Annotated in this window: 16 protein-coding genes and 2 pseudogenes; 9 read left to right on the forward strand and 9 right to left on the reverse strand. The window is 66.3% G+C overall.

Annotated features, from left to right (window positions below; translation table 11 throughout):
- Window positions 1–990: 990 nt before the first annotated feature.
- A complete protein-coding gene (locus OG568_RS51345) occupies window positions 991–2409 on the forward strand; it encodes an FAD-binding oxidoreductase (RefSeq protein WP_329536998.1) in 1419 nt (472 codons plus the stop codon).
- A gap of 771 nt (window positions 2410–3180) precedes the next feature.
- Here the strand turns inward: OG568_RS51345 and OG568_RS51350 are convergent.
- A pseudogene (locus tag OG568_RS51350) lies at window positions 3181–4095 on the reverse strand (IS701 family transposase); the annotation flags it as partial.
- A 2-nt stretch (window positions 4096–4097) separates the two neighbouring features.
- Between OG568_RS51350 and OG568_RS51355 the strand changes: the two are divergent.
- A pseudogene (locus OG568_RS51355) lies at window positions 4098–4274 on the forward strand (IS200/IS605 family transposase); the annotation flags it as partial.
- Window positions 4275–5018: 744 nt separating this feature from the next.
- Here the strand turns inward: OG568_RS51355 and OG568_RS51365 are convergent.
- From OG568_RS51365 to OG568_RS51375, 3 genes are all read right to left on the reverse strand, one after another.
- A complete protein-coding gene (locus tag OG568_RS51365; protein ID WP_329538254.1) occupies window positions 5019–6419 on the reverse strand; it encodes a M24 family metallopeptidase in 1401 nt (466 codons plus the stop codon).
- Window positions 6420–6560: 141 nt separating this feature from the next.
- Window positions 6561–7205 carry a helix-turn-helix domain-containing protein gene (locus OG568_RS51370; protein WP_329537000.1) on the reverse strand — a complete coding sequence of 215 codons (645 nt, stop codon included), beginning with the start codon at window positions 7203–7205 and terminating at the stop codon, window positions 6561–6563.
- A 675-nt stretch (window positions 7206–7880) separates the two neighbouring features.
- Window positions 7881–8642 carry an FAD synthetase family protein gene (locus tag OG568_RS51375; protein WP_329538255.1) on the reverse strand — a complete coding sequence of 254 codons (762 nt, stop codon included), beginning with the start codon at window positions 8640–8642 and terminating at the stop codon, window positions 7881–7883.
- Between the two features lie 194 nt (window positions 8643–8836).
- On the opposite strand from OG568_RS51375, the gene OG568_RS51380 reads away from it, so the two are divergent.
- The 4 genes from OG568_RS51380 to OG568_RS51395 all read left to right on the forward strand — a co-directional run bounded on the left by OG568_RS51380 (window position 8837) and on the right by OG568_RS51395 (window position 13609).
- Window positions 8837–9646, forward strand: a complete 810-nt coding sequence (locus tag OG568_RS51380; RefSeq protein ID WP_329537001.1) for an SDR family NAD(P)-dependent oxidoreductase — start codon at window positions 8837–8839, stop codon at window positions 9644–9646.
- Window positions 9647–9764: 118 nt separating this feature from the next.
- Window positions 9765–11324, forward strand: a complete 1560-nt coding sequence (locus OG568_RS51385) for a Re/Si-specific NAD(P)(+) transhydrogenase subunit alpha (protein ID WP_329538256.1) — start codon at window positions 9765–9767, stop codon at window positions 11322–11324.
- A 20-nt stretch (window positions 11325–11344) separates the two neighbouring features.
- Window positions 11345–12775 carry a Re/Si-specific NAD(P)(+) transhydrogenase subunit beta gene (gene pntB, locus OG568_RS51390; protein ID WP_329538258.1) on the forward strand — a complete coding sequence of 477 codons (1431 nt, stop codon included), beginning with the start codon at window positions 11345–11347 and terminating at the stop codon, window positions 12773–12775.
- A gap of 114 nt (window positions 12776–12889) precedes the next feature.
- The gene (locus OG568_RS51395) at window positions 12890–13609 is read left to right on the forward strand and encodes an enoyl-CoA hydratase/isomerase family protein (protein WP_329537002.1); all 720 of its coding nucleotides are present in this window, start codon (window positions 12890–12892) and stop codon (window positions 13607–13609) included.
- 788 nt (window positions 13610–14397) lie between these two features.
- Here OG568_RS51395 and OG568_RS61805 read toward each other — a convergent pair.
- From OG568_RS61805 to OG568_RS51410, 4 genes are all read right to left on the reverse strand, one after another.
- Entirely contained in the window at window positions 14398–14739 is a 342-nt protein-coding gene (locus OG568_RS61805) for an NAD(P)-binding domain-containing protein (RefSeq protein WP_443077972.1), read from the reverse strand.
- On the reverse strand, window positions 14709–16250 hold the full coding sequence (locus OG568_RS51400; protein ID WP_329537003.1) for an aldehyde dehydrogenase family protein: 1542 nt from the start codon (window positions 16248–16250) through the stop codon (window positions 14709–14711). Before OG568_RS51400 ends, OG568_RS61805 begins: the two co-directional genes overlap by 31 nt.
- A 488-nt stretch (window positions 16251–16738) precedes the next feature.
- Window positions 16739–17422: a GntR family transcriptional regulator gene (locus OG568_RS51405; RefSeq protein ID WP_329537004.1), complete on the reverse strand. Its 684-nt coding sequence runs from the start codon at window positions 17420–17422 to the stop codon at window positions 16739–16741.
- On the reverse strand, window positions 17419–17931 hold the full coding sequence (locus tag OG568_RS51410) for a VOC family protein (protein ID WP_329537005.1): 513 nt from the start codon (window positions 17929–17931) through the stop codon (window positions 17419–17421). Before OG568_RS51410 ends, OG568_RS51405 begins: the two co-directional genes overlap by 4 nt.
- Before the next feature lie 133 nt (window positions 17932–18064).
- On the opposite strand from OG568_RS51410, the gene OG568_RS51415 reads away from it, so the two are divergent.
- Genes OG568_RS51415 through OG568_RS51425 form a run of 3 tightly spaced genes read left to right on the forward strand, consistent with a single transcriptional unit; the run spans window position 18065 to window position 21698 of the window.
- Complete coding sequence (locus OG568_RS51415) at window positions 18065–20254, forward strand: alpha-ketoacid dehydrogenase subunit alpha/beta (protein ID WP_329537006.1); 2190 nt, start codon at window positions 18065–18067, stop codon at window positions 20252–20254.
- A gap of 10 nt (window positions 20255–20264) precedes the next feature.
- Window positions 20265–21527, forward strand: a complete 1263-nt coding sequence (locus OG568_RS51420) for a dihydrolipoamide acetyltransferase family protein (RefSeq protein WP_329537007.1) — start codon at window positions 20265–20267, stop codon at window positions 21525–21527.
- The gene (locus OG568_RS51425) at window positions 21528–21698 is read left to right on the forward strand and encodes a hypothetical protein (protein WP_329537008.1); all 171 of its coding nucleotides are present in this window, start codon (window positions 21528–21530) and stop codon (window positions 21696–21698) included.
- 39 nt (window positions 21699–21737) lie between these two features.
- Here the strand turns inward: OG568_RS51425 and OG568_RS51430 are convergent, their stop codons facing one another.
- Entirely contained in the window at window positions 21738–21989 is a 252-nt protein-coding gene (locus tag OG568_RS51430; RefSeq protein WP_329537009.1) for a hypothetical protein, read from the reverse strand.
- Window positions 21990–22093 lie beyond the last annotated feature (104 nt).

Consider the following 22093-nt stretch of genomic DNA (forward strand, 5'->3'; position numbering starts at 1 on the left):
AGCCGATCGCGATCCCCATCGTCGCGTTGAACCACGGCACGAGGAAGGTCAGGGCGATGCGAAGCGTGAGTATCCACGTGAACGGGCCGTCCCGGACCTGCGAGTACAGGTTAACCATGAACAGAGTTGACCCGACTATCAGGGCGGCCGTGGTCGTCTGTGCCATGGACCTGCCTCGTACGGCACCGCGCAGCGCCACGCTCCAGGCGACAGGGGGAGTCTTCGCTTGAAGATTGTGCTCAGGCAAGCTCATTGTGTCCTTCAACGCTCTGGACGTCACGTCGCGATCGGCACGGGTTCTCAAGGAGGCTGATGGAACTCCTGCATCCACTGAGCCGCGACCGCACAGTCGATGGTCAACAGGCAGGGTGAAACGCATCGTGCGTGCCACAGCGCATTGACCTTGCCGGTCGAGGCCGCAGATCTCACCGAGGGTGCGCAGCACGGCGCGCGAACCCGTCCGAGACGCTGTGGTCGCGTCCAGGCCATCGGGCGGAGATACCTCAACGCCTGAGCGAGGAACTGATGGTGTCCTCGCTGTGAGCCGTTGATGGTGTCACTCGGTCCACCGTGACAGAGAATGGATCCATTCTCAACCGTTCGCTCGGGAATCCTTGGCACCGACCGGGCAGAATGGATCCCGAAGGTGCCCTGAGTGGCAGCGGCCTGATGCCGCGTCAGCCAAGGTTGCCCGTCGAGGAGCGGCGAGTGGGGGCGCCTCCCACGCACTCAAGACAGGAGGGAGCGTGCCGGACGTCGCGAAGGGGCGAACCTTGGCTGACGCGGCACCGGCGGGTCGAGCCCGCCCTCTCGAAATGCGTCTGCACTGCGTGGCTGATCAGGCGGACGCTCCCGCAGACATCGGCACGCCGCATGACGATCACCAAGGGGTGTTAACGGGCTTTTTCTGCACCGGTGTTAGGTTCTTGCCGACGCAATCGGAAGCTGAATTTCCGGTCAGCTTGTGCGTCCCTGACACAGGAGCCTCCCATGAGCGTGTCAACAGAACCCCACACCCATCCCGACTTCCCCACCGACTTCCGCGGCGCGGTACTGCGGCCCGGCGACGACCAGTACGACGCTGCGCGTGCCGTGTACCAGGGTCGTGCCGCCGACGAGGGCCCCGCTCTGATCGCACAGTGCGCCGACGAAAAAGACGTCGCGACCGTCCTGCGCTACGCCTCCGCACACGCCATACCGGTGGCCGTGCGCAGCGGCGGGCATGGTTCCGACGGCTATGCGATGCCCGGTGGCGCGTTGGTCATCGATGTCTCGGCGATGCGGGCGGTCACCGTCGACCCTGAGACCCGGGTGCTGCGGGCCCAACCGGGCGTCAAGCTGGGCGAAATGGACGCTGCCGCACAGCAGCACGGCCTGGCCGTACCCGCCGGGACGGTCAGCAGCACCGGTGTCGCCGGGCTGACTCTGGGCGGCGGCATCGGCTACCTGATGCGCCGCTACGGCGCCACCGTCGACAATCTGCTGGCCTGCGACATGATCACCGTGGACGGCCGCAAGGTCCGCGCCGACGAGACCGAGAACGCCGAGCTGTTCTGGGCGCTGCGCGGCGGGGGCGGCAACTTCGGGGTCGTCACCTCGCTCGAGTACCGCGCGCACCCGCTCGGCCCCGACGTCGTTGCAGGACAGCTGATCTTCCCGTTCGACCAGGCCGCCGACGTCCTCGGCAAACTTTCGGCGCACCTGGCCACAGCCCCGCGGGAGCTGGGCTTGCTGATCGCGATCGCTCCCGCTCCCCCTCTGCCGATGCTGCCCGAACACGTGCACGGGAAGCCGGTGCTGGTTCTCGTCGTGGTCTACACCGGGGAGGCCGCTACAGCCCATGAGGTCGTCGAGCCGCTCTCCGCGCTCGGCCAACCGCTTGCCCACCTGGTTGCGAAGACCACGTGGGTCCAGGCGAACAGCATGCTCGACGCCGTAGCCCCCTACGGCATGCGCATGAACCTGCGTGGTGGGTACCTGTCAACACTGTCCGCCGATGCCGTCGACGTGCTACTCGACAACGTTGCCGCCGTGCCTTCGAACCCCGGCCTCATCTACTCGATCAACATCTCGTTCATGGGCGGCGCGATCTCCGAGGACGTCGACGAGGACGCGATGGCCTTCTCCCGTGAAGGAGCCACCTGGCTATGGGAAGCAATCTGCAAGTGGGACGCACCCGAGGACGATGCGCAGTACGACGAGTGGGCCACGACCCTCACCGCGGCGATGCGGCCGCACACACTGACGAACGGTTACGCCAACCTCACCGACGACCTGGGCGAAGAGTGGCGGCGCGGAGTGCACGGCAGCGAGGCCAAGCACCAACGGCTGCGTTCGATCAAGGCTGCCTGGGACCCTCACAACCTGCTCCGCTTCAACAAGAACATCGCCCCTGAGACCACCGACTGACCACACACCAGCTGAGCGTCACACCAGCGGCCCCGCGTGTCGCTCCGCCCCTTGTCCCGTGCCGGCGGGGCAATTCTCGGGTCTCCACAGCAATCCGACCGTGGACTTCAACGCAGATCCTTCGGTGACCATCTCTGACGTTCGAGGGTGATCAAAGGCCGGTGTCCGGGCTCAGCGGTCGTCTCCGGGCCCGTTTCGGTTCATCTTGATCGTTAAGGCTGCTGTACTCTGTCTCGCTTGAGCGTGTCCTTTTCGGTGCGTTTCTGGCCCACTGGGTGGCGCGATGCGGGGTTGGCGGCGTGGCCCTTGGGGCGGCTGGGCCCAGCGTGGGTGGCCTTCGGCGTACTGGCTGGAGTACCCACCGCCCTGCGGATGCGAGGAGCCGCGACAGACCCGGCGGGGCGTAATGACGCTCGACGGCAAGGTGGACCAATGTGCCTTCGAGGACGGTCAGTTCACCGTCGTGCTCGTCATCCGCCTTGGCGGCCTTCCGGCTTGGGATGCAGGCGCCTCCAGGAGCGGGCGGTGACAACGCCGAAGCGTTCATGGCGGTCGGCCGAGCCGCTCCACGGGGAAGGTCTCCGCTCACGGCCGCGGCGGCCTGGCAGGTCCGGTCGGGAATGGTCCGGCGAACTCCCGTGCCGCGGCACGGACGGTAGTAGTGCAGGCGTTCGGACGCGGGACGGTGTGATGTCCAGCGCGGTGACTCCTCCACCTCGTAAACGGGGTGACTTCTCGTTACCTGTAGTTCGTTACTGCTGAATTCCTGATTCCCCTCTCTGGCCCCTCGTCGGGGCAGGGGTCCAGCGCGGTGGCGTCCAGGGGTCCGGGTGGGGCGAACCACTGGTCCCAGCAGAAGGAGAAGGCGCAGTTGACCAGGGTCTGGTGGCGGCGGATGGCGCGGTCGGAGCGGACTTGGACGTCGGCCCAGCCGAGTTCGTCCTTGACCTGTTTATAGCTCTGCTCGATCCACGGCCGCAGTCCGTAGAGGCGGACGATCTCGGCGAGGTCGGCCGGCGGGTGCGGGCTGGTGGGGGCGTGGGGTGCGTCGGGGTGGGGCAGGTTGGTGGCCAGGTACCAGGTGGCCTTCTCCGGCAGGCCGGCCGGGTCGGTGGTGGCCACGATCAGGCGGCAGGGTGAGTTGGGGCCGTAGCCGCCCAGGCGGGCATCGGCGGCCCACCAGGTTTCGGTGTGCCCGTTGCGGGGCTTGAGCGCGACCACGTAGGCCAGGCCGGCCTCGCGCAGTGCGAGGTACCAGTCGTCGCTGACGGAGTAGGCGCAGTCGGCGACCAGTGCCCGGCAGTCGAAGCCCGCCTCCTTCCCGCGGGCCGCGAGGGCTGCGGCCAGCTGCGGTTTCGTGCGGAAGGCCGGATCGGACCGGCCGCGGGCGAAGCGATGGGCAGGGGTGTAGGGCCTCGCGTGCAGCGGGTAGTACACGCGGCCGTCGGTCCACACCGTGGTCACCGTGACGATGCCGTTGTCCGTCTTGCCCAGCCGGCCCAGCCACTGCCGGCCCACATGCGCGGTCGCCGTGCCGTCCTTGCGGTCCCCGGAATCGTCGATCACGATGACCCCGCCGTCGTGCGGAGCCGCCGCCGACTCCTCCCGCAGCAGCTCAAGCCGCCGGTCGTTGACCTGCTCGGCCTCCCAGGGGGACTCGGACAAGAAGAACTGCAGCCGCTGCACCCGTCAACTCCCTCAAGGGCGTGTCCTCGCGCCGGTTGCGGCAGGAGTTCACCGGCCGGGTGAAACGGGCGGTCATGCACGGCCGGTTCTGGTCCGACTCCTACTTCGCCGGAAGTTGCGGCGGTGCACCGCTCCAAGTGGTCAAGGACTACATCGACAACCAGAAGCGGCCGAACTGAGCGCGGCTATCATCGTGGAGCGTTCGGGAGCGATGCTTCGGCGCTCCGCGCCGCAGGGCTCAGGATCGGATCGCCTCCCGCCTGAAGGCGGGGATTCCCTCCGAAGAAGAGGGATGGACAGCCGCCGTTCAGTCCCGCACGTCAGTTCCAACACTGCCAGAACCAGCTGCAGGCGGGACACGTCGATGTGGCCCTGGGCCAGTGGGTCGTGCATCGCTCCGTGCCCGCGCCGGTGCGGCCCAGCGACAGCTCCGGCCCGCCGGCACACAGCACCGCGTCGGCCGGCTCGAACGGTGCGTCCGCCCTCAGGGGCGGGCATGAGTAGAACTCACGGCGGAATCGGGACCACGGTCAGGGCCCGCTGCGCGCGGCATCGTCTTGCAGACTGTCCGTCACGACCTTTGGATGATCAACGTGTCTCCTGGTGGAAACACACGATCGAGCAGAGGCCGCCTCTCTGGCCGGCGAACGGCGGCACCAAGAAATGATCTTGATAGGGGCTCAAGGGCCGAGCTCGGTCGGCCGGCGCTTTCCTCCGCGGAGGGCGGAGGAAAGCGCCGGCCGACTGTGTGAGGTTCCCCTCGTCACGCAAAGGCCGTGACCAGCGGGCCAGTCGAGGGGCACGGGCGACAAGAAGGGGAAGTGCGATGCGGAGTCCCGCGAGGGGGTTGTGCGGATCTGACTCACGGGAGCAACCGGCGGCTCGCGGCCACGTGGACCGACAGGCTTGGGACAGCCTGGCGGTCAGAGGTCAGCAGAGTCGTTTCGGTGGCTGGACCGGGTCCCGGTAACCGTGTTCAGATGCGACTGGGAGTCGCGCTCGGTCGACAACGGTCCCGAGACGGTGAAGTAACGCTGGCCGGCGACGAGAAGCTCCTCTGCGGGAAATTTGGTGATCACCTCGCACCCGTCCGCGGTCACCACGAGTTCCTCCTCGATCCGGGCCGCGCCCCAGCCGTCCTTTGACGGCCAGTAGGTCTCCAGCGCGAACACCATGCCCTCTTCGAGCACCTCGGGGTGCTCGATGGACACCAGTCTGGAGAACACCGGCTTCTCCCAGATCGACAGCCCGACACCATGGCCGTACTGAAGGGCGAAGGCCGCTTCCTCGTCGGGGAACCCGAACTCCTGCGCCGTCGGCCACACCGACACGATGTCGGCCGTCGTGGCTCCCGGCCGGACGAGACTGATCGCTTCGTCCATGTACTCACGGGAGCGCGTGTAGGCGTCGCGTTGGGCCGAAGAGGCACTGCCAACAGCAAACGTGCGGTAGTAGCACGTGCGATAGCCGTTGTAGCTGTGCAAAATGTCGAAGAACGCCGGATCCCCGGGCCGAACGATGCGGTCCGAGAAGACGTGGGGGTGTGGTGCACACCGCTCCCCGGAGATCGCATTGACGCCTTCGACGAACTCCGAGCCGAGGTCGTAGAGCGTCTTGGCCACCACACCCACGCACTCGTTCTCACGCACACCCGGCCGGAGAAACTCATAGAGGTTCTCGTAGGCGGCGTCGACCATCGAGCAAGCATGGGTGAGCAGATGGATCTCGTCACGTGTCTTGATGCGTCGGGCCTCCAGGAACACCTGCTGGCCGTCGGCCACCGTAATGCCCGCTTTCTGCAGGGCCATCAGGACCGGGAGCTCGATGACGTCGACGCCGAGCGGCTCGTCCAGGAGCCCATAGAGCTCGAGCTCGTGCTTGATCTTCCGGGCGACGGAGTCGGCCATCCCGACCAGAGGGTCGATGGCGCCGCGCAACGTCGAGATGCCGGCACGAGCGCCGCTCGGGTTGCGGGCATCGGCCCCGTGATGGGCTCCGTGCGGATCACCGTCCGCGTGGGCTTTCGAGTAGTCCAACCACGGGTTGTACAGCTGGTGGTGCTTGGCGGCTGAACCGAAGTCCCAGACGATCGGCTCACCTCCCCTGACCAGCAGGGAGAACCGAATCATCTTGTCGATTGCCCAGGTGCCGATGTGGGTTGAGGTCATGTAGCGGATGTTGGAGAAGTCGAAGGCCAGGACCGCACCGAGGTCGGACCGCTCCAACGACTCGCGGAGACGGGCCAGCCGCTCGTCGCGGAGCCTGTTCATGTCGATGCGGGTTTCCCAGTCGACCGCGTTCGGTCCAAACGTCGGAATCGCCATCACAAGTCCTTTACCAAGCGCACAGTCGCGGGTATGGGAGACGCACGCGCACCGCCAGCATTCGGCCTGATGCACGCGTGTTCAGTACGACTGAACACCTGAACAGCAAGCGACGTCAACTCCCGGTGAGCAGCGGGGCCGTTACGAGCGGCCTCCGTGCTGCATGTCGGTGGCGTGACAGGTGGGGATCGGGCCCTCGGTTCCCAACGCACCGCAGCCGGTGACCACATGCCACAGGCCGCTCGCCGGCTCGTCGCTCTCGTTCACGTACAAATGGGGAACTGAAGAGTCGAAGCTGATGGACGAGCCGGGTTCGAGGCTGTAGGTCTCGAACCCGAGGCGGACGGTCAGGCGCCCCGACATCAGAAAGCCGTACTCCCGTCCATGGTGACTCATCAACCCTCCGTTCGAGGAGGAGCTGCTGCCAGGTGGGTAGGTCACGAGCAGTGCATTGACAAGCGGGTCAGGGCTGGGCGTAAGCCGCTCCCAGGTGACGCCGCTGTCCATCACGAGCACAGCTCGTTCGTCGGGCGCCACAAGAGGCGACGTGGGGGGCGTTGGTGGGCCGGGACTATGCCCCGCCCCCGGTACGGCAAGGAGTTGGTCGAACGAGATCGAGAGTTCCGACACCAGGGAGTAGAGGGTGGCGACCGAGGGTTCGGAGTGCCCATTCTCGATCTGGGACAACATGCTCGGTGAGATGCCAACGCGGCGACTCAACTCACGAACGCTGAGCTTGGCCGCAGTGCGAGCGGTGCGCAAGCGAGCGCGTGCTTCGGGTTCCACAGGTCCGTTCCCTCCTGGATTCCAGCATGCGGTCTACGGGCGGTCGTTGATCGGCGTCGGACGTTGCCCGGGACTGATGTGCAGTAATACTAAACAAGTCAGAAGGGTGTCAGATACCTGCAGGTGGAGTGCCGGGGCTGCGCAGTGATGACCGTCCAGGACCCGCCGTGCCCGATCTCGACGCCGCGGCCCGGTTCTTCGTCGACGTTCTGGGCGTCGAGGAGTTCTACGTCCTCGGTCCCTTCGAGACCGAGGACGACTGATGGAGACTCATCCGGGAGTGGCCACCGATGCCAGGACCGGCAGCCTTCGGTTTCTGCGCTCGGGTGCAGGCCTCGACTTCGGGCTCTGCCGGCACACCGCTGCGGATCAGGTGAAGGTCCAACACCGCGACAGCGATGCCGGCGGGATCCACCCTGCGCTTTACGTTGACGACTTCGAGGCCGCCCTTGCTCACCTCATCGCGCACGGCGTCCAGCTCATGCGTGAGCCGACGGTACGCACGACAGCGCCAAGCCCAGCCCAGACCTGGGTCTACCTCTTGGCTCCTGGGAGCACCCCCCGGGGACCTCGTCGGACATCCATCCCGGCAGGGCTGCGAACGGCACACGCCCAGACGCCTGTGGGGTCCGCGGAACCCGAACACCTGAGGCAGTAGTGGAAGGCCGGCGCGGCCTATGAAGCTCGCTTCACAAACGTCACCTCAACATGAGTGCCGGTCCGCGCTGTGCTCATGACCTGGACCGTGCGGTCCTGACACACTCGAAGCGCGCAAGGGTGGCTGTCGACGTGCCCGAGATAGAACCCGGGTGCGGGGAGCGCGAACTCGTACGAGATCAGTAACTGTCCCTCATCGCCAACGACTGCCGGCAGCGCGAGGGAGACTCCCAGCAGGTCAGCGGCCAATTCGACGTCGCCGTCGAAGATCAGACTGCGAATGCGGGTCGATGAGATCGGCTCATGGGCAGGGCCCCACGTGACGAGCGGGACAACCCGGGTGCTCAGCTCGGGGTGCTGTTCGAAGGTCCTTGTCGTCCCGGCGCCCCGGGCGCCGAATCGAAAGCCCTGGCCGACGCTGATGGACTCCGCACCGAGCTGGTCGACAACGACACCTTCGACGAAGTCTTCGGCAGAGACTCTCGACCAGGCTTGGTCGAACGGGACGATCGCCACGCGCCGGATCCCCAAGCTGCAAAGCTTCTGGAGCTTCCGTCGGCGATCGCTCAGCAGGCTCGGTACCTGGCGTGGCTCGAGCACCTGCATCGGGTGTGGGTCAAATGTGAGCACTGTGTCGCACCCGTGAAGGACCTGACGGTGACCGAGGTGAACACCGTCGAAGGTCCCGATCGCAACTTTGCAGCGCGAGCGCGCTCCACGGGCGCGGCGACCACCAGCGCCCTGTTTCCCGTGCGGTACCTCGAGGCTGAGGATCTCCATCACCCCTCCCTCCTTCAACCTCAGAGCAGGCTGGGCGCAGAACAGTGTGCGCCTCGCACCGTTACCCGGTCGGAAAGTGCGAGATGGCCCAACAGTCCATCTGTGAACCCTGCGTTAACCGCGCTTGCAGTGACCTCGGCGTTCAGATCCACTCGCTGCAGTAAGCAATGAACTGCTGACTGGAGGAGCCGAACATGGCTGCAGGTTGGAACTTGGAGGGCCGCACGGCTTTCGTGACCGGTGGTAGTCGAGGCCTGGGCTTCGCCATCGCGCAGGCCCTGCTGGAACGTGGCGCCAAGGTGGCGATCGCAGCCCGGGACGAAGCGGCCGTCAAGGCCGCGGCCGGTCGTCTCACCGCTGGAGCCGGCGCCGTGGATGTGCTCCCCCTCGTCGCGGACGTCACCGACGCGGATTCCGTCAATAGCGCGCTGGCAGAGGTGCACGCGTGGCAGCGCAGCCTTGACATCCTCGTGAACAACGCAGGGCCGCAGCTCGCGCCGTCCACCCTGGACAAAGTCGACGAGAAGGTCATCGCGTCAGCCTTCGACACGAAGCTGATCGGGTTCCTTCGCGTCTCGCAGGCCGCTCTACCGTTCTTGAGCCGGACCGGCAGCGGCAACATCGTCAATGTTGTCGGCGCGACCGCACACGCGGTGATTCCCAACACCGGTCCTACGGGCATCGTGAATGCGGGCGTGGTCGCGCTCACGAGCTACTTGGCGACCGAGGCGGCTGCCAGCGGCATCCGGGTCAACGCGATCTCCCCCGGAATGACGAAGACCGAGGGTTGGCTCACCAAGACCGAGGCCATGGGCAAGCAGCAGGGCAAGAGCGCCGAAGAGGTTCGGGCCGGCATGGCCAAGGGGCTTGGCATTCGCCTCGACCGCTGGGCCGAGCCCGCCGAAATCGGCGCCGCGGCGGCGTTCCTGGCGTCCGACGACGCCTCCTACGTGACCGGGCAGGTGCTGCGCGTTGACGGCGGACTGACGAAGCCCGTCGCCTGACCGCAGGCCCCGGACAAGCGCCATCCAAGGTCTGCACTCGCCTTGGATGGCGCTCCTGCTGCGCGTACGTGAGGGTCTGCCGAGTGCTCTGCGCCATCGACACCCTGGAGTTTTGGGAATGCTGATCGGAATCGTGAGCGAAGCCCGCCGCGGCGAGACGCGCGTTGCCGCGACTCCTGCCACGGTGGTCCAGCTGGTGAAGCTGGGGTACGACATCGTGGTGCAGTCTGGTGCTGGTGCGTTGTCGAACTTCCCGGACGAGGCATATGCCGGGGCCGGTGCGAGGATCGGTGACCCGCTGGCAGCGGACGTCGTGCTCGGGGTGAACGCGCTCTCGTCGGAGCAGTTGGACGAGGTGAAGCCGGGTGCGACGGTCATGGGCATCATGAGCCCGGCGTTGAACCCTGCGCTGGTAGAGGACCTGGCAACGCGGCCGATCACGGCGTTGGCGATGGATGCGGTGCCACGTATCTCGCGGGCGCAGTCGTTGGACGTGTTGTCGTCGATGGCGAATATCGCGGGCTACCGGGCGGTGGTGGAGGCCGCTCATGTCTTCGGCCGGTTCTTCACCGGTCAGGTGACGGCTGCGGGCAAGGTGCCGCCGGCCCGGGTGCTCGTCTGTGGTGCGGGGGTGGCGGGGCTGGCCGCGGTCGGTGCGGCGGGAAGCCTGGGTGCCATCGTGTACGCCACCGACCCGCGGCCGGAGGTTGCCGACCAGGTCAGGTCGCTGGGGGGCGAGTTCCTCTCGGTCGAGCCCAAGGATGCCGGCGACCTGGAGGTGTCGGCGACCGGTTATGCCAAGGAGATGTCGCAGGACTACAACACCCGTGCGGCCCGGCTGTACACCGACCGGATCGCCGAGATGGATATCGTGATCACGACGGCACAGATCCCGGGCCGGCCTGCACCGACGCTGATCACCGCGGAGATGGTGGCGTCGATGAGGTCGGGCAGCGTGATCGTGGACATGGCCGCCGCGAGCGGCGGCAACGTCGAGGGCATGGTCACGGACGAGGCCGTGGTCACGGCCAACGGTGTGACCATTGTCGGCTACACCGACCTGCCCGGTCGGTTGCCCGCGCAGGCGTCCCAACTGTACGGCACCAACCTGGTCAACCTGATCAAGCTCATGACCCCGGGCAAGGACGGCCGACTGGTGCTGGATTTCGACGATGTGGTGCAGCGGTCGATGACCATCGTGCGCGACGGCGTGTCGACCTGGCCGCCTCCACCGGTCCAGGTGTCCGCCGCTCCAGCAGCCACTCCCGCCTCCGCACCCTCCGGGATGAAGCCGGTCGGCTCCCAGGCCGAGCGGCCGGTGTCGACTCAGCGGCGGTTCACGATGGTTGGGGTCGGCGCCACGGTGTCGTTCCTGCTCGCGGCCCTGTCCCCCTCGGCACTGCTGGGACACCTGACGGTGTTCGCACTGGCGATCGTGATCGGCTACTACGTGATCGGGCAAGTGCACCACGCCCTGCACACGCCTCTGATGAGCGTGACCAACGCGATCTCGGGAATCATCGTGGTCGGCGCCCTGCTGCAGATCGGGCACGGTGAGACCCCGAACGGCGAGGTGGTCACGGTGCTGTCGACGATCGCGATTCTGCTGGCCTCGGTCAACATCTTCGGTGGCTTCGCACTGACCCGCCGGATGCTCTCCATGTTCTCGAGAAGCTGAAGGCCCCTGTTATGTCTGATCTGATGACTGTCGAGACCGCCGCGGCGGCTGCCTACATCGTCGCGGCCCTGCTCTTCATCCTGGCGCTGGCCGGACTGTCCCGGCACGAGACCGCCAAGGCCGGCAAGACCTATGGCATCGGCGGCATGGCGGTGGCCTTGGCCGCGACGATTGCGCTGGCGGTCCACCGTGACATCTCGGGAGTCGGTCTGGCGTTGATGAGCGGCGCCATGGCGGTCGGTGCCGCGATAGGGCTGTGGCGGGCCCGGGTCGTGGAGATGACCGGGATGCCCGAGCTGATCGCCTTGCTGCACTCCTTCGTGGGTCTGGCCGCGGTGCTGGTGGGCTGGAACGGCTACCTGCACGTCGAGTTCACCCTGGACGGCACGGTCAGTACCGAGGCCAAAGTGCTGAAGGCTCAGGAGCTGCTCGGGATCCATTCCGCCGAGGTGTTCATCGGCGTCTTCATCGGCGCGGTCACCTTCGCCGGCTCGATCGTGGCGTTCCTCAAGCTCTCGGCACGGATCAAGTCGTCCCCGCTGATGCTGCCCGGCAAGAACTACCTCAACCTCGGTGCCCTGGCCGCGTTCGCGGTGCTGACCACGTGGTTCGTGATCGACCCGGCGCTGTGGCCGCTGGTCGCGGTCTCGATCGTGGCGCTGGCCCTGGGTTGGCACCTGGTCGCCTCGATCGGCGGCGGTGACATGCCGGTCGTGGTCTCGATGCTCAACTCCTACTCCGGCTGGGCTGCCGCGGCTTCGGGATTCCTGCTGGAGAACGACCTGCTGATCATCACGGGCGCCCTGGTCGGCTCCTCGGGTGCCTACCTGTCCTCCGTCATGTGCAAAGCGATGAACCGGTCGTTCATCTCCGTGATCGCCGGCGGGTTCGGCATCGAGGCCGGCCCGGCCGACGACAAGGACTACGGCGAGCACCGCGAGATCACTGCCGAGGGGGTCGCCGAGCTCCTCGGGTCGGCCGACTCGGTGATCATCACCCCCGGCTACGGCATGGCCGTGGCCCAGGCCCAGTTCGGCGTCGCCGAGCTGACCCGCAAACTCAGGGACCGGGACGTCAACGTGCGCTTCGGTATCCACCCGGTCGCGGGCCGGCTGCCGGGCCACATGAACGTCCTGCTGGCCGAGGCCAAGGTCCCCTACGACATCGTGCTGGAGATGGACGAGATCAACGACGACTTCGACGACACCACCGTCGTCCTCGTCATCGGCGCCAACGACACGGTGAATCCCGCCGCCACCGAGGACCCGGGCTCACCCATCGCCGGCATGGCCGTCCTCCAGGTCTGGAACGCCGAGAACGTCATCGTCTTCAAACGCTCCATGGCCTCCGGGTACGCCGGCGTCCAGAACCCGCTCTTCTACCGCGAGAACTCCGCCATGCTCTTCGGCGACGCCAAGGACCGCGTCGAAGACATCCTCCGAGTCCTTTGATGCCTGGGCGAGGACGCAGTAGTGACGGATCGCGGCGCAGCAAGGCCGACATGCCAGGAATCGGACGCGCCGTTTTCGACAAGCAGACCGCAACTAAGTGAGAGGACTCAGACGATGAAGAGCGTGGACAGCGTCTGGAGCGGCGGCGTAGACCAAGAAGTGGTCGGTGCTATCAGCATCTTGACCATACACAATGGCGAGCGGAACCTGCTGAACCCAGGCATCCTCACCGACATCCGCACCCGGCTGCAAGAGTGTGACGACAACCCGGACATCCGCGCCGTCCTGCTCACCGGCGCAGGTGAGACCTTCTGTGGCGGTCTCGACATCGCTTCCATCAAAGCGGGTGCAGACCCCGCTCTGTTCGGCAAGGCGTTGATGGAGACCCTCCGGATTTTCCCTCGTCTGGGTTTGTCTGTCGCGGCTGCCGTCAACGGCGACGCGCTCGCCGGGGGCGCCTCGTTCGTCGCAGCCTGCGACTTCGCCGTCGCAGTGGACAGTGCGCGCATCGGCACGGTGGAGGTCAGCGCAGGGATGTGGCCGATGATCGCGCAAGTGCCCATCATTCATCGGATCGGGCCGCGCCTGGCGATCGAAAACATAGGTTCCGGAGAGCCGTTCACCGCCGAGAGGGCCCGCGAGGTCGGTCTCGTGCAGGCCGTGGTTGAGGCCGGCCGGGCAGCTGTGGTCGCCCAGGAGTGGCTCGATAACACACTGAGGGCGGGTGGCGCAGGTGCCCCTGGCCGTCGCTCCCTCTACGAGTTCGCATCGATGTCATACGACGACGCGTTCGACGCGTCGCTGCCACGTTTCATCGAGCTTTTCGACCACTGAACTGTTCAGGGTGTTGTCGGAGGGACGCGCGCTGATCCTTGCGGTACGCCAGACCGCCGCGACCTGGTCGTGCGGCCTACATCCAACTCGGCACCAGCATCGTCCTCATCCAGGACGATCCTCCACACCCATAGGGCCGCCGGGATGCGCGAGTACGCCACCGCACACGACTGACTCACCATCGTGCAACTGCCCTCATGCACACGGACCTGTATCCGGGGGGAGACAGTCCGGTCACTGTTACGGTGCGGCCCGCTGGCCAACGCCGCTTTCAGTGACGATGGACATCTCGAACGAACCCTCCGCCAGGGCGCCTGCGCCACATGTGCGGACGTGTGCACTGCCTGGCCCGCACCGCCGGGGTCTCCTGGGCCACCGGCTGCCGTTACCTCCGCGAAAGCGCCGACGTTCTCGCAGAGCAAGTCCCAGATCTGCATTCGCGTGCTGAGGGAGTGCCAGGCCGACCTCCCCCACGTGATCTTGGACGGAACGCCCATCGAGACCGATCGTATCGCCGGCGCCCACATGAACAGTGGGATGCACATCAGGCTGAGGCGCCTGGGCTGCACATCTCGCACCCAAAGCAGTGAACGCAACGAGTATGCGGGCCGGGCTCGTTGATCCGGTCGGCCTCCCATTTCGTAGGGCCGGTGTGCATCGCCGGACTTCAGCGATTGCTCACCAATCCCTGCCGCGAAGCGCCGGGTCCGCCGGCGCCTCCTCGAACACTCGGTGGAGCGCGGGCACTGTCGGCAGCTCGAGGTACGCCTCATGGGCGACGGTCTCGGCTAGGCGCAAGCGGCCCTACCGGCGGCTGTAGGAGTGATGGCGCAAGGCAGACATGCACCCGCCGGCGGAGTGCTGGAAGTGTTCATCGGCCTGGAGTGAGTCGGTGGCGATGTCGCTGGCGAACATCGAGAAGGACACGGCGCCCCGACCGCCTCCCCTGGCGCGGCAGCTGGTCGAGCGCCGGCCTCGACCAGCTCGGCGAGCGGCGCGGGGGAACGGTTCCAGGCCACGACGTCGTGACTGTGCGCCAGGAGCCGACGAGCGATGGCCGAGCCCATAGCGCCCGCTCCGAGGAGACCAACGTTTCTCGTCAGCTCTTCCAGATCGTCTTGAGGTTGCAGAACTCCCGGATGCCTTCAGCGGCGAGCTCGCGGCCGATACCGGAGTCCTTCACGCCGCCGAAAGGTAGCTCTGGGTAGGAGACGCTCATGCCGTTGACGAAGACGGCACCGGCCTCGAGGCGGGTGATCAGGAACCGCTCCTCGTCCGGGTCGGTGGTCCAGACCGACGAGCTGAGGCCGAAGGTCGTGTCGTTGGCGAGCGCCGCGGCCTGCTCGATGTCATCGACCCGGTGGACCACTGCCAGCGGGCCGAAAGCCTCCTCCCGATACACCCGCATCTCGTCGGTGACCTCTTCCAGCACCGCCGGCTCGAAGAACCATCCCTCGGTACCGACCGCCGACCCACCGCACCGCAGGACGGCACCCTTCGTGATGGCGTCGTCGACCAGTTCGACGAGCTCGCGCCGACCGGACTCCGTGGCGATCGGCCCGATCTCGGTTTCCTCGTCGAGCGGGTCGCCGACCGTCAGCGCCTTTGTGCCCGTGACAAAGACCTCGACGAACTCCTCGTACACCTCCGTGTGGACGATGAACCGCTTGGCCGCGATGCAGGACTGGCCGTTGTTGATCGTACGAGCGGTCACGGCCGTTCGGGCGGCCGCGCGGACATCGGCGGAGGGCAGCACGATGAACGGGTCTGACCCGCCTAGTGCCGCGGCAGGCAACGTTTGCCCGTCAAGGAGCGGCGTCCGGTGCGTGCTCTCGGCGTGCCGGCCGGAAGTCCTCGTACTGGACGTACTTGGGCTTTCGGCCGGTGCGGCGAGAGGGCGTGCCGGGCGTCGCGACGGGGCGAACGTTGCCTGTCGCGGCACTAGCTCCAGCACGGCCTTCTTCACCTCTGAGCCCGCGACAGCTGCGATCGACCGCCCGGCAGGCTCAGAACCGGTCAACGTCACGGCGGCGACGCGCCGGTCGCGGACGACTGCTTCGACGTCGGCTGAGCCGATGAGGAGCGTCTGGAACGATCCGACGGGGAAGCCCGCTCGTTCGAAGAGCGTGTCGAGGTACATCGCGGACTGCGGCACGTTCGAGGCGTGCTTGAGCAGGCCGACGTTGCCGGCCATCAGCGCGGGCGCAGCGAAGCGGATCACCTGCCACATCGGATAGTTCCACGGCATCACGGCAAGAACGACGCCCAGAGGCTCGTAGGAGGTGTAGGCAGCCGAAGCCCTGACCGTGCTCGGGTCAGTGAGTGGCTGGTCGGCCAACAGGATTTCGGCGTTGTCCGCGTAGAACCGCATCGCGTGCGCGCACTTGAGGACCTCTCCGCGGGCCTGCGCGATCGGCTTGCCCATCTCGATCGTGAGCCTTCGCGCCGTGTGGGCTGCCTCAGCCTCGACCAGGTCTGCGGCTGCCCGCATCCACCGGGCGCGAGTGTCGAAGTCGGTTGCCCGCAGCATTGCGGCCGCGGCCTCTGCTTGCGTCAGCCGCTGATTGACCTGTTCCTTCGTGAGTGAAGCGAACTCTTCGATGAGCTCACCGGTAGCGGGGTTGACCGTAGCGATGGGCACGGCGCTCTCCTCGTGGTGTGGGGCATTCAACGAATGTTGATTGGATCCATTGTAGGCTCCGCAGAAATAGTGCACCAGGGTATACGGCGCAGATGCCTTTCACTCACATTCAGTTGGATACATTCTTGGCGTGCGTGCCCATCTCATAGCAGTTCGCCATGCGTTGAGAGAGCCGACTGCGTGCGTCGAATGCGTATGGCAGCGACGGCCATCGCGGTGTCCGGCTGCACGGCTGCGAGGCATCACCAGCTCTGCACCCCCTGGCTTTCAGGGGCGACGGTCGAAGCGGACGCTCATCCGCACACCGCACACCGCACACCACGCACCACGCACCACGCACCACGCACCACGGGGCGATCGTTAACGGGCCGAGTCCGGCACGCGCGTCGGCATCCCACCCCCTGAGACGGGCGTTCAGTCCCGACACGGAGATCGCTCAGTCGCTGGCCCGAAAGATCAGGCCAGCTGCTGCAGCAGTCCGCCCCGTGTCACCGTTTTTCGATGAAGAGTTCGGGGTGAGCCGTGAGTTCGACCCTCGTGCGGCGGATGTGCCCCGTGAGGTACCGCTCACCGTCTTCAGGATCACGGCGCCGCACGGCGTCGAGGATCAGCCGGTGTTCGGCGTTGACGATCGCGGCCCGGTCAGGGTCCGTGAGCACCATGAACGCACGACGATAGTGCTGGGTGGAGTTCCAGAGCCGCACTGTCATGGCCAGCAGGTGGTCGCTGGGGCAACCCGCGTAGGTCGCCATGTGGAAGTCGCGGTCCAGAAGAAGGAACCGATTGACGTTGCTCTGGTTCTCGATCTCGTCCTGGATGTGCTCCAGGTGGGCGAGGTGGTGATCGGTGAGATGGGGAAGGCTCTCGGTCAGAGTCAGCGGCTCGAGTCGCTCGCGCATCCGGTAGTACGTGTTCACGTCCTCGAGGCTGAGCACAGGAACCCGCGACCCTCGGTTGGGGAACGACTCGGTGAGGCCGTCGGACTCCAGGATGCGCAGGGCTTCGCGGACCGGGATACGGCTCGTGCCGAGGCGCTCCGCGAGTTCGTCCTGGCGCAACCACGTGCCGGGGGTCAGCTCACCGGCGAGGATCTCGTCGCGGAGGATGCCGGCGATGTGCTGACTCCTGACACTGTCCGACCTGCGCGGATTGCGAGCGGGCGCAGGAGTCAAGAGCGGTCACCTCTGAACTTTGACGGGTCACGGTCGAAGGCCTTGCCGCCAGGATAGGACACAAGCTCGAACTGCATTCCCCACGGTGAGAGGAAGTAGACCCACCTCTGCCCCTCTGACGGTCCGGCGCTGACGGTCGGGTCGCCCAGCACGGGAACGTTCCTCGCTCTCAGGAACGACACGGCCTCGTCCAGGTCTTCGACGTACAGCGCGACATGGTGACCGCCGACGTCACTGTTGCGCGGGACAACCGTCTGCCGCACATCCGCTTGATACTCGAAGACCTCGAACACGGCCTGCTCGCCACACCGGTAGAAGCGCAGTTGACGCATGACTGTGCGCGCGTCCACGTTCAGGTGCTCCGACATCCAGTCGCCTGCCGAGCTGAACGGGCCGAGCGAGTACAGGTACTCACAACCCAGGACGTCCACGAGCCACGCGTGCGCCTGGTCCAGGTCCGGCACCGTGAATCCGATGTGATCCAGGCGCACGAGGCCAGGTAGGGCCATGATCTTCCTCCTTTGGATACAAACGCACGCCAATGATGACGCCCATGACACCAGAAGTCGAGCTTACTCTTGTGATTGGATCCAACTATGTGGCAGTGTCGGTTGCGCTCTCGCCGATTGAAGGAGGCTCCCGATGCCTGCGGAACGCACACTCGAAGCGAACGCCGCGTGGTCGGAGTTCGTCGTCACCCAGGACGACTGGGACGCCGCGGCTCCAGAACTCTTGACTGGCATGTTCAGCCAGCTGGTGTTGATCCGGACCTTCGAGGAGTTCGTCCTGGAGCTTGCCGCGGACGGGCTCATCCACGGCCCTGCGCACTCCAGCATCGGCCAGGAGGGAGGCGCGGTCGGTGCGTGCTTCGCCCTTACGTCGGAGGACACCGTGAACGGGTCACATCGTGGCCATCACCAGTTCCTCGCCAAGGCGCTCGCCCATCTGTACCCAAAAGGCATAGATCCAACAAAGCCGTTCCCTGAGGATGTACGGGCCGTACTCCTGCGCAGCCTGCGTGAAATCTGTGGACTGGACCAGGGCTTCAGCCACGGTCGAGGCGGCAGCATGCACCTCCAGTGGCACGAGGCCGGCGCCATCGGGACCAACGCGATCGTCGGTGGCGGGGTACCGCTCGCGGCCGGATCCGCGTGGGCCCACAAGAAAGCCGGCACTGACGCGGTGACCTTCACGTTCTTCGGCGACGGCGCGATCAACATCGGATCCACGCTGGAGAGCCTCAATCTTGCGGCGGCGTGGTCGCTGCCCTTGTGCTTCTTCGTCGAGAACAACCTGTACGCCGTCTCCACCCACGTGTCCGAAGTCACCGCCGAACCACGGCTGTCCGGCCGCGGCCCGGGCTTCGGCATCCGGAGCTGGAAGGTCGACGGCATGGATCCGCTGGCTGTGTACCTCGTGACGCAGCAGGCCCTCGCCCATATGCGCAGCGGCGACGGTCCGACGATGATCGAAGCCGATGTGTACCGCTACTTCCACCAGAACGGCCCCTTCCCCGGCTCGGCGTTCCGGTATCGCACCAAGGAGGAGGAATCGCAGTGGCGCGGTCGGGATCCGATCGACACCATGGTGGGACACCTGGTGCGACGCAGAATCCTCAGCAAGAGGGCGGTTACGGAGACGATCAAACGCGCCAAGTCTCTGATGTCGGAACTCGGCGACGTCCTCCTGGAACCGCGGCCGGGCGGCAAGCCGGGTGAGCGACGCATCGTGCCCTCGGAGTGGCCGGACCCGGCGTTCGTCGACGAAGGCATCCGGGGCGACCTGTCGGAGCTGGCCGGCATCGAGTTCACCGACGCCGAGGACTTTGCCGACGACTTGACCGATGTCAAGTTCATCGGCGCCGTCGCCGGGGTGATGGGACGTCGCCTGGGGACCGATCCTCGCGTCGTGGTGATGGGAGAGGACGTACACAAGCTCAACGGTGGCACCAATGGTGCTACCCGCGGCCTGAGCGAGGCGTTCCCCGACCGCGTACTCGGGACCCCGATCTCGGAGAACGCGTTCGCCGGCCTCGGCGGCGGACTGGCTCTGGACGGCCGGTTCCGCCCGATTGTCGAGTTCATGTACGCCGACTTCATGTGGGTGGCGGCAGACCAACTGTTCAACCAGATCGGAAAAGCCCGCCACATGTTCGGAGGTGAGGGCAAGGTGCCGTTCGTCCTGCGCAGCAAGGTCGCCACCGGCACCGGCTACGGATCGCAGCACTCGATGGACCCAGCCGGCATCTTCGCGACGGCACCGGGCTGGCGAATAGTCGCTCCGTCAACGCCGTTCGACTACGTCGGCCTGATGAACACGGCTCTGGCCTGTGATGACCCGGTCGTGGTCCTCGAGCACGTGGATCTGTACAACTCCACCGGGCCCGGGCTGCCGGAGAACTACGACCACTACCTTCCCGTCGGCAAGGCAGCCGTACGCCGCGAGGGAGCGGCCCTGACCATCCTCACCTACCTGGCGATGACACCCGCCGTTCTGGCCGCCGTCGAACAGACAGGAGTGGACGCCGAGGTCATCGACCTGCGCTGGCTGGACCAGGCCAGCCTGGACTGGGACACGATCACCCAATCGGTGATGAAGACCAACAACGTGCTCATCGCCGAGCAGGGCGCCATAGGCACCTCCTACGGCGGCTGGCTCTCGGACGAGATCCAACGCCGGCTGTTCGACTGGCTCGACGCCCCGATCGAGCGCGTGACGGGAGGCGAGGCGTCGCCGAGCATCAGCAAGGTACTGGAGCGTGCCGCGTTCGCCTCCACGGAGGAAGTCGTCGCCAGGCTCCGCGAGATCACGCAGGGGCAGAACAATGGCTGAGATCATGCGCATGCCCGAGGTCGCCGCCAACACCACAGAGGCGATCCTGGAAGCCTGGAACGTCGGCTTGAACACCCCTTATGCAGCCGGCGACCCGATCGTCACGGTGGAGACCGAGAAAGCCGCGGTCGACGTGGAAGCCGAGAGCGACGGCGTACTACTGCGCCTCCTGGTGGAAGCGGGCACGGCAGTGGCGGTGGGTACACCGATCGCAGTCTGGGGGGCAAAGGACGAGTCGGCCTCCGAGGTGGATGCCCTGGTGGCTTCGCTCGGTACCGGACAAGCGCCGGTGACGGCGTCCACCACTTCGGCGACGGCGCCGGAAGAGCCCGCAACGCCCGCGGGCACGGTCACTCCGGCGCCCGCCGTGGCGGCGCGGGACAACAGCGAGCGCACCTTCGCCAGCCCGCTGGCACGACGTCTCGCGCGCGAACTCGAAGTGGATCTGAACGCTGTGGTGGGGAGCGGCCCGCACGGACGAATCCGGCGCGCCGACATCGAAGCAGCCGTCGTCACCTCGGTGGAGCCGGAGGAGACGTTGCCGGCCAACACCGGGGCAGAAATTCCGAGAAACGGGACTTCGGCCATCGGACCGCGATTCGTGGACGTGCCCAACACGCGGATGAGGATGGCAATCGCCCGCCGGCTGACGGAGAGCAAGCAGAACACGCCGCACTTCTATCTGCGCGCCGGCACACGCGTCGACGCATTGCTTGAGCTGCGGCAACAGATCAACACCGGCCCGGGCGTGAAGGTGTCGATCAACGACCTGCTCGTCAAGGCGATCGCGTCCGCACACGTGAGCGTCCCCGCGATGAACGCGCAGTGGAACGACACCTCGATCCGGCACTTCTCGGACGTCGACATCGCTGTGGCCATCGCCACCGACGGCGGTTTGGTCACCCCGGTGGTCCGCGGCGTGGACTCCCTGTCGATCAGCGACGTAGCCGAGGCAACGAAGGACCTGATCGCCCGTGCGAAGGAGCGCCGGCTCCAGCAGGACGAACTGGAAGGCGGCACGATCACGATCACCAACCTCGGCATGTACGGCACCGAGGACTTCGCAGCGATCATCAACCCGCCACAGGCCGCAATCCTGGCCGTCGGCGCGGTGCGGCAAGAGGCAGTCGTCGACGAGGGGGCGATCAACATCGCGTCCGTACTGCGTCTGACCCTTGCCGTCGACCACCGGTCGGTGGACGGCGCCACTGCGGCCGAGTGGATGAAGGCGTTCGTGGACGTTCTCGAGCACCCGCTCCGGATCCTGCTTTGAGTGCCGGCGAATCTGAGGCTGGCCGCGACCGCCGGACGCTTCGCCGACGACGACCTGCTCTCCATCCTGGAGCATCTCGCGGCGAACAGACCCGCCGGCGAGTTCGTACGCGCGGACGAGACCCACTCCGTCCAGAGCGGCACGATCGGCTGGCAGGCCCTGGGCCAATAGGCAGCGGCCCCAGGGCAGTTGAAGACCCGCCGATCGGGATCAGTCACCGATGAACCACAGATACAGGTGCAGCCCTCGCTCGACAACCTGACACAACTCGCGGGCCTGGGCGACCCAGTCACCACCACAGACTGCAGGAAGCCGGTCGAGTTCCGCCAGCAGCAGCGGCATCTGCCGCTGGTTGAACACCGCATCGCCATACGGAGTCAGGGCCCAGAGCATCGGAAATTCCGCCGGGTCCAGGTCCGCGAAGTCAGCGGTCCACACCACACCGGCCTTGGCGCGAGCCACGACGTCCCCGCTGTCACCACGCACCGCCAAATTGATCACCCGCCGAGCCTATCGGCGCCCACCCCGACCAGCGAAGGAATATACGACCGTGACGTTTCCCCAGA

Origin of the sequence: Streptomyces sp. NBC_01450 (assembly GCF_036227505.1) — a bacterium.
GTDB lineage: Bacteria > Actinomycetota > Actinomycetes > Streptomycetales > Streptomycetaceae > Streptomyces.

Bases quoted from the DNA above. Each gene is read 5' to 3' on its own strand.
- OG568_RS51410 (WP_329537005.1), bottom strand. From the start codon at position 17,931: ATGGCCCTACCTGGCCTCGTGCGCCTGGATCACATCGGATTCACGGTG.
- OG568_RS51395 (WP_329537002.1), top strand. From the start codon at position 12,890: ATGAAGAGCGTGGACAGCGTCTGGAGCGGCGGCGTAGACCAAGAAGTG.
- OG568_RS51380 (WP_329537001.1), top strand. From the start codon at position 8,837: ATGGCTGCAGGTTGGAACTTGGAGGGCCGCACGGCTTTCGTGACCGGT.
- OG568_RS51415 (WP_329537006.1), top strand. From the start codon at position 18,065: ATGCCTGCGGAACGCACACTCGAAGCGAACGCCGCGTGGTCGGAGTTC.
- OG568_RS51420 (WP_329537007.1), top strand. From the start codon at position 20,265: ATGCCCGAGGTCGCCGCCAACACCACAGAGGCGATCCTGGAAGCCTGG.
- OG568_RS51365 (WP_329538254.1), bottom strand. From the start codon at position 6,419: ATGGCGATTCCGACGTTTGGACCGAACGCGGTCGACTGGGAAACCCGC.
- OG568_RS51385 (WP_329538256.1), top strand. From the start codon at position 9,765: ATGCTGATCGGAATCGTGAGCGAAGCCCGCCGCGGCGAGACGCGCGTT.
- OG568_RS51375 (WP_329538255.1), bottom strand. From the start codon at position 8,642: ATGGAGATCCTCAGCCTCGAGGTACCGCACGGGAAACAGGGCGCTGGT.
- OG568_RS51345 (WP_329536998.1), top strand. From the start codon at position 991: ATGAGCGTGTCAACAGAACCCCACACCCATCCCGACTTCCCCACCGAC.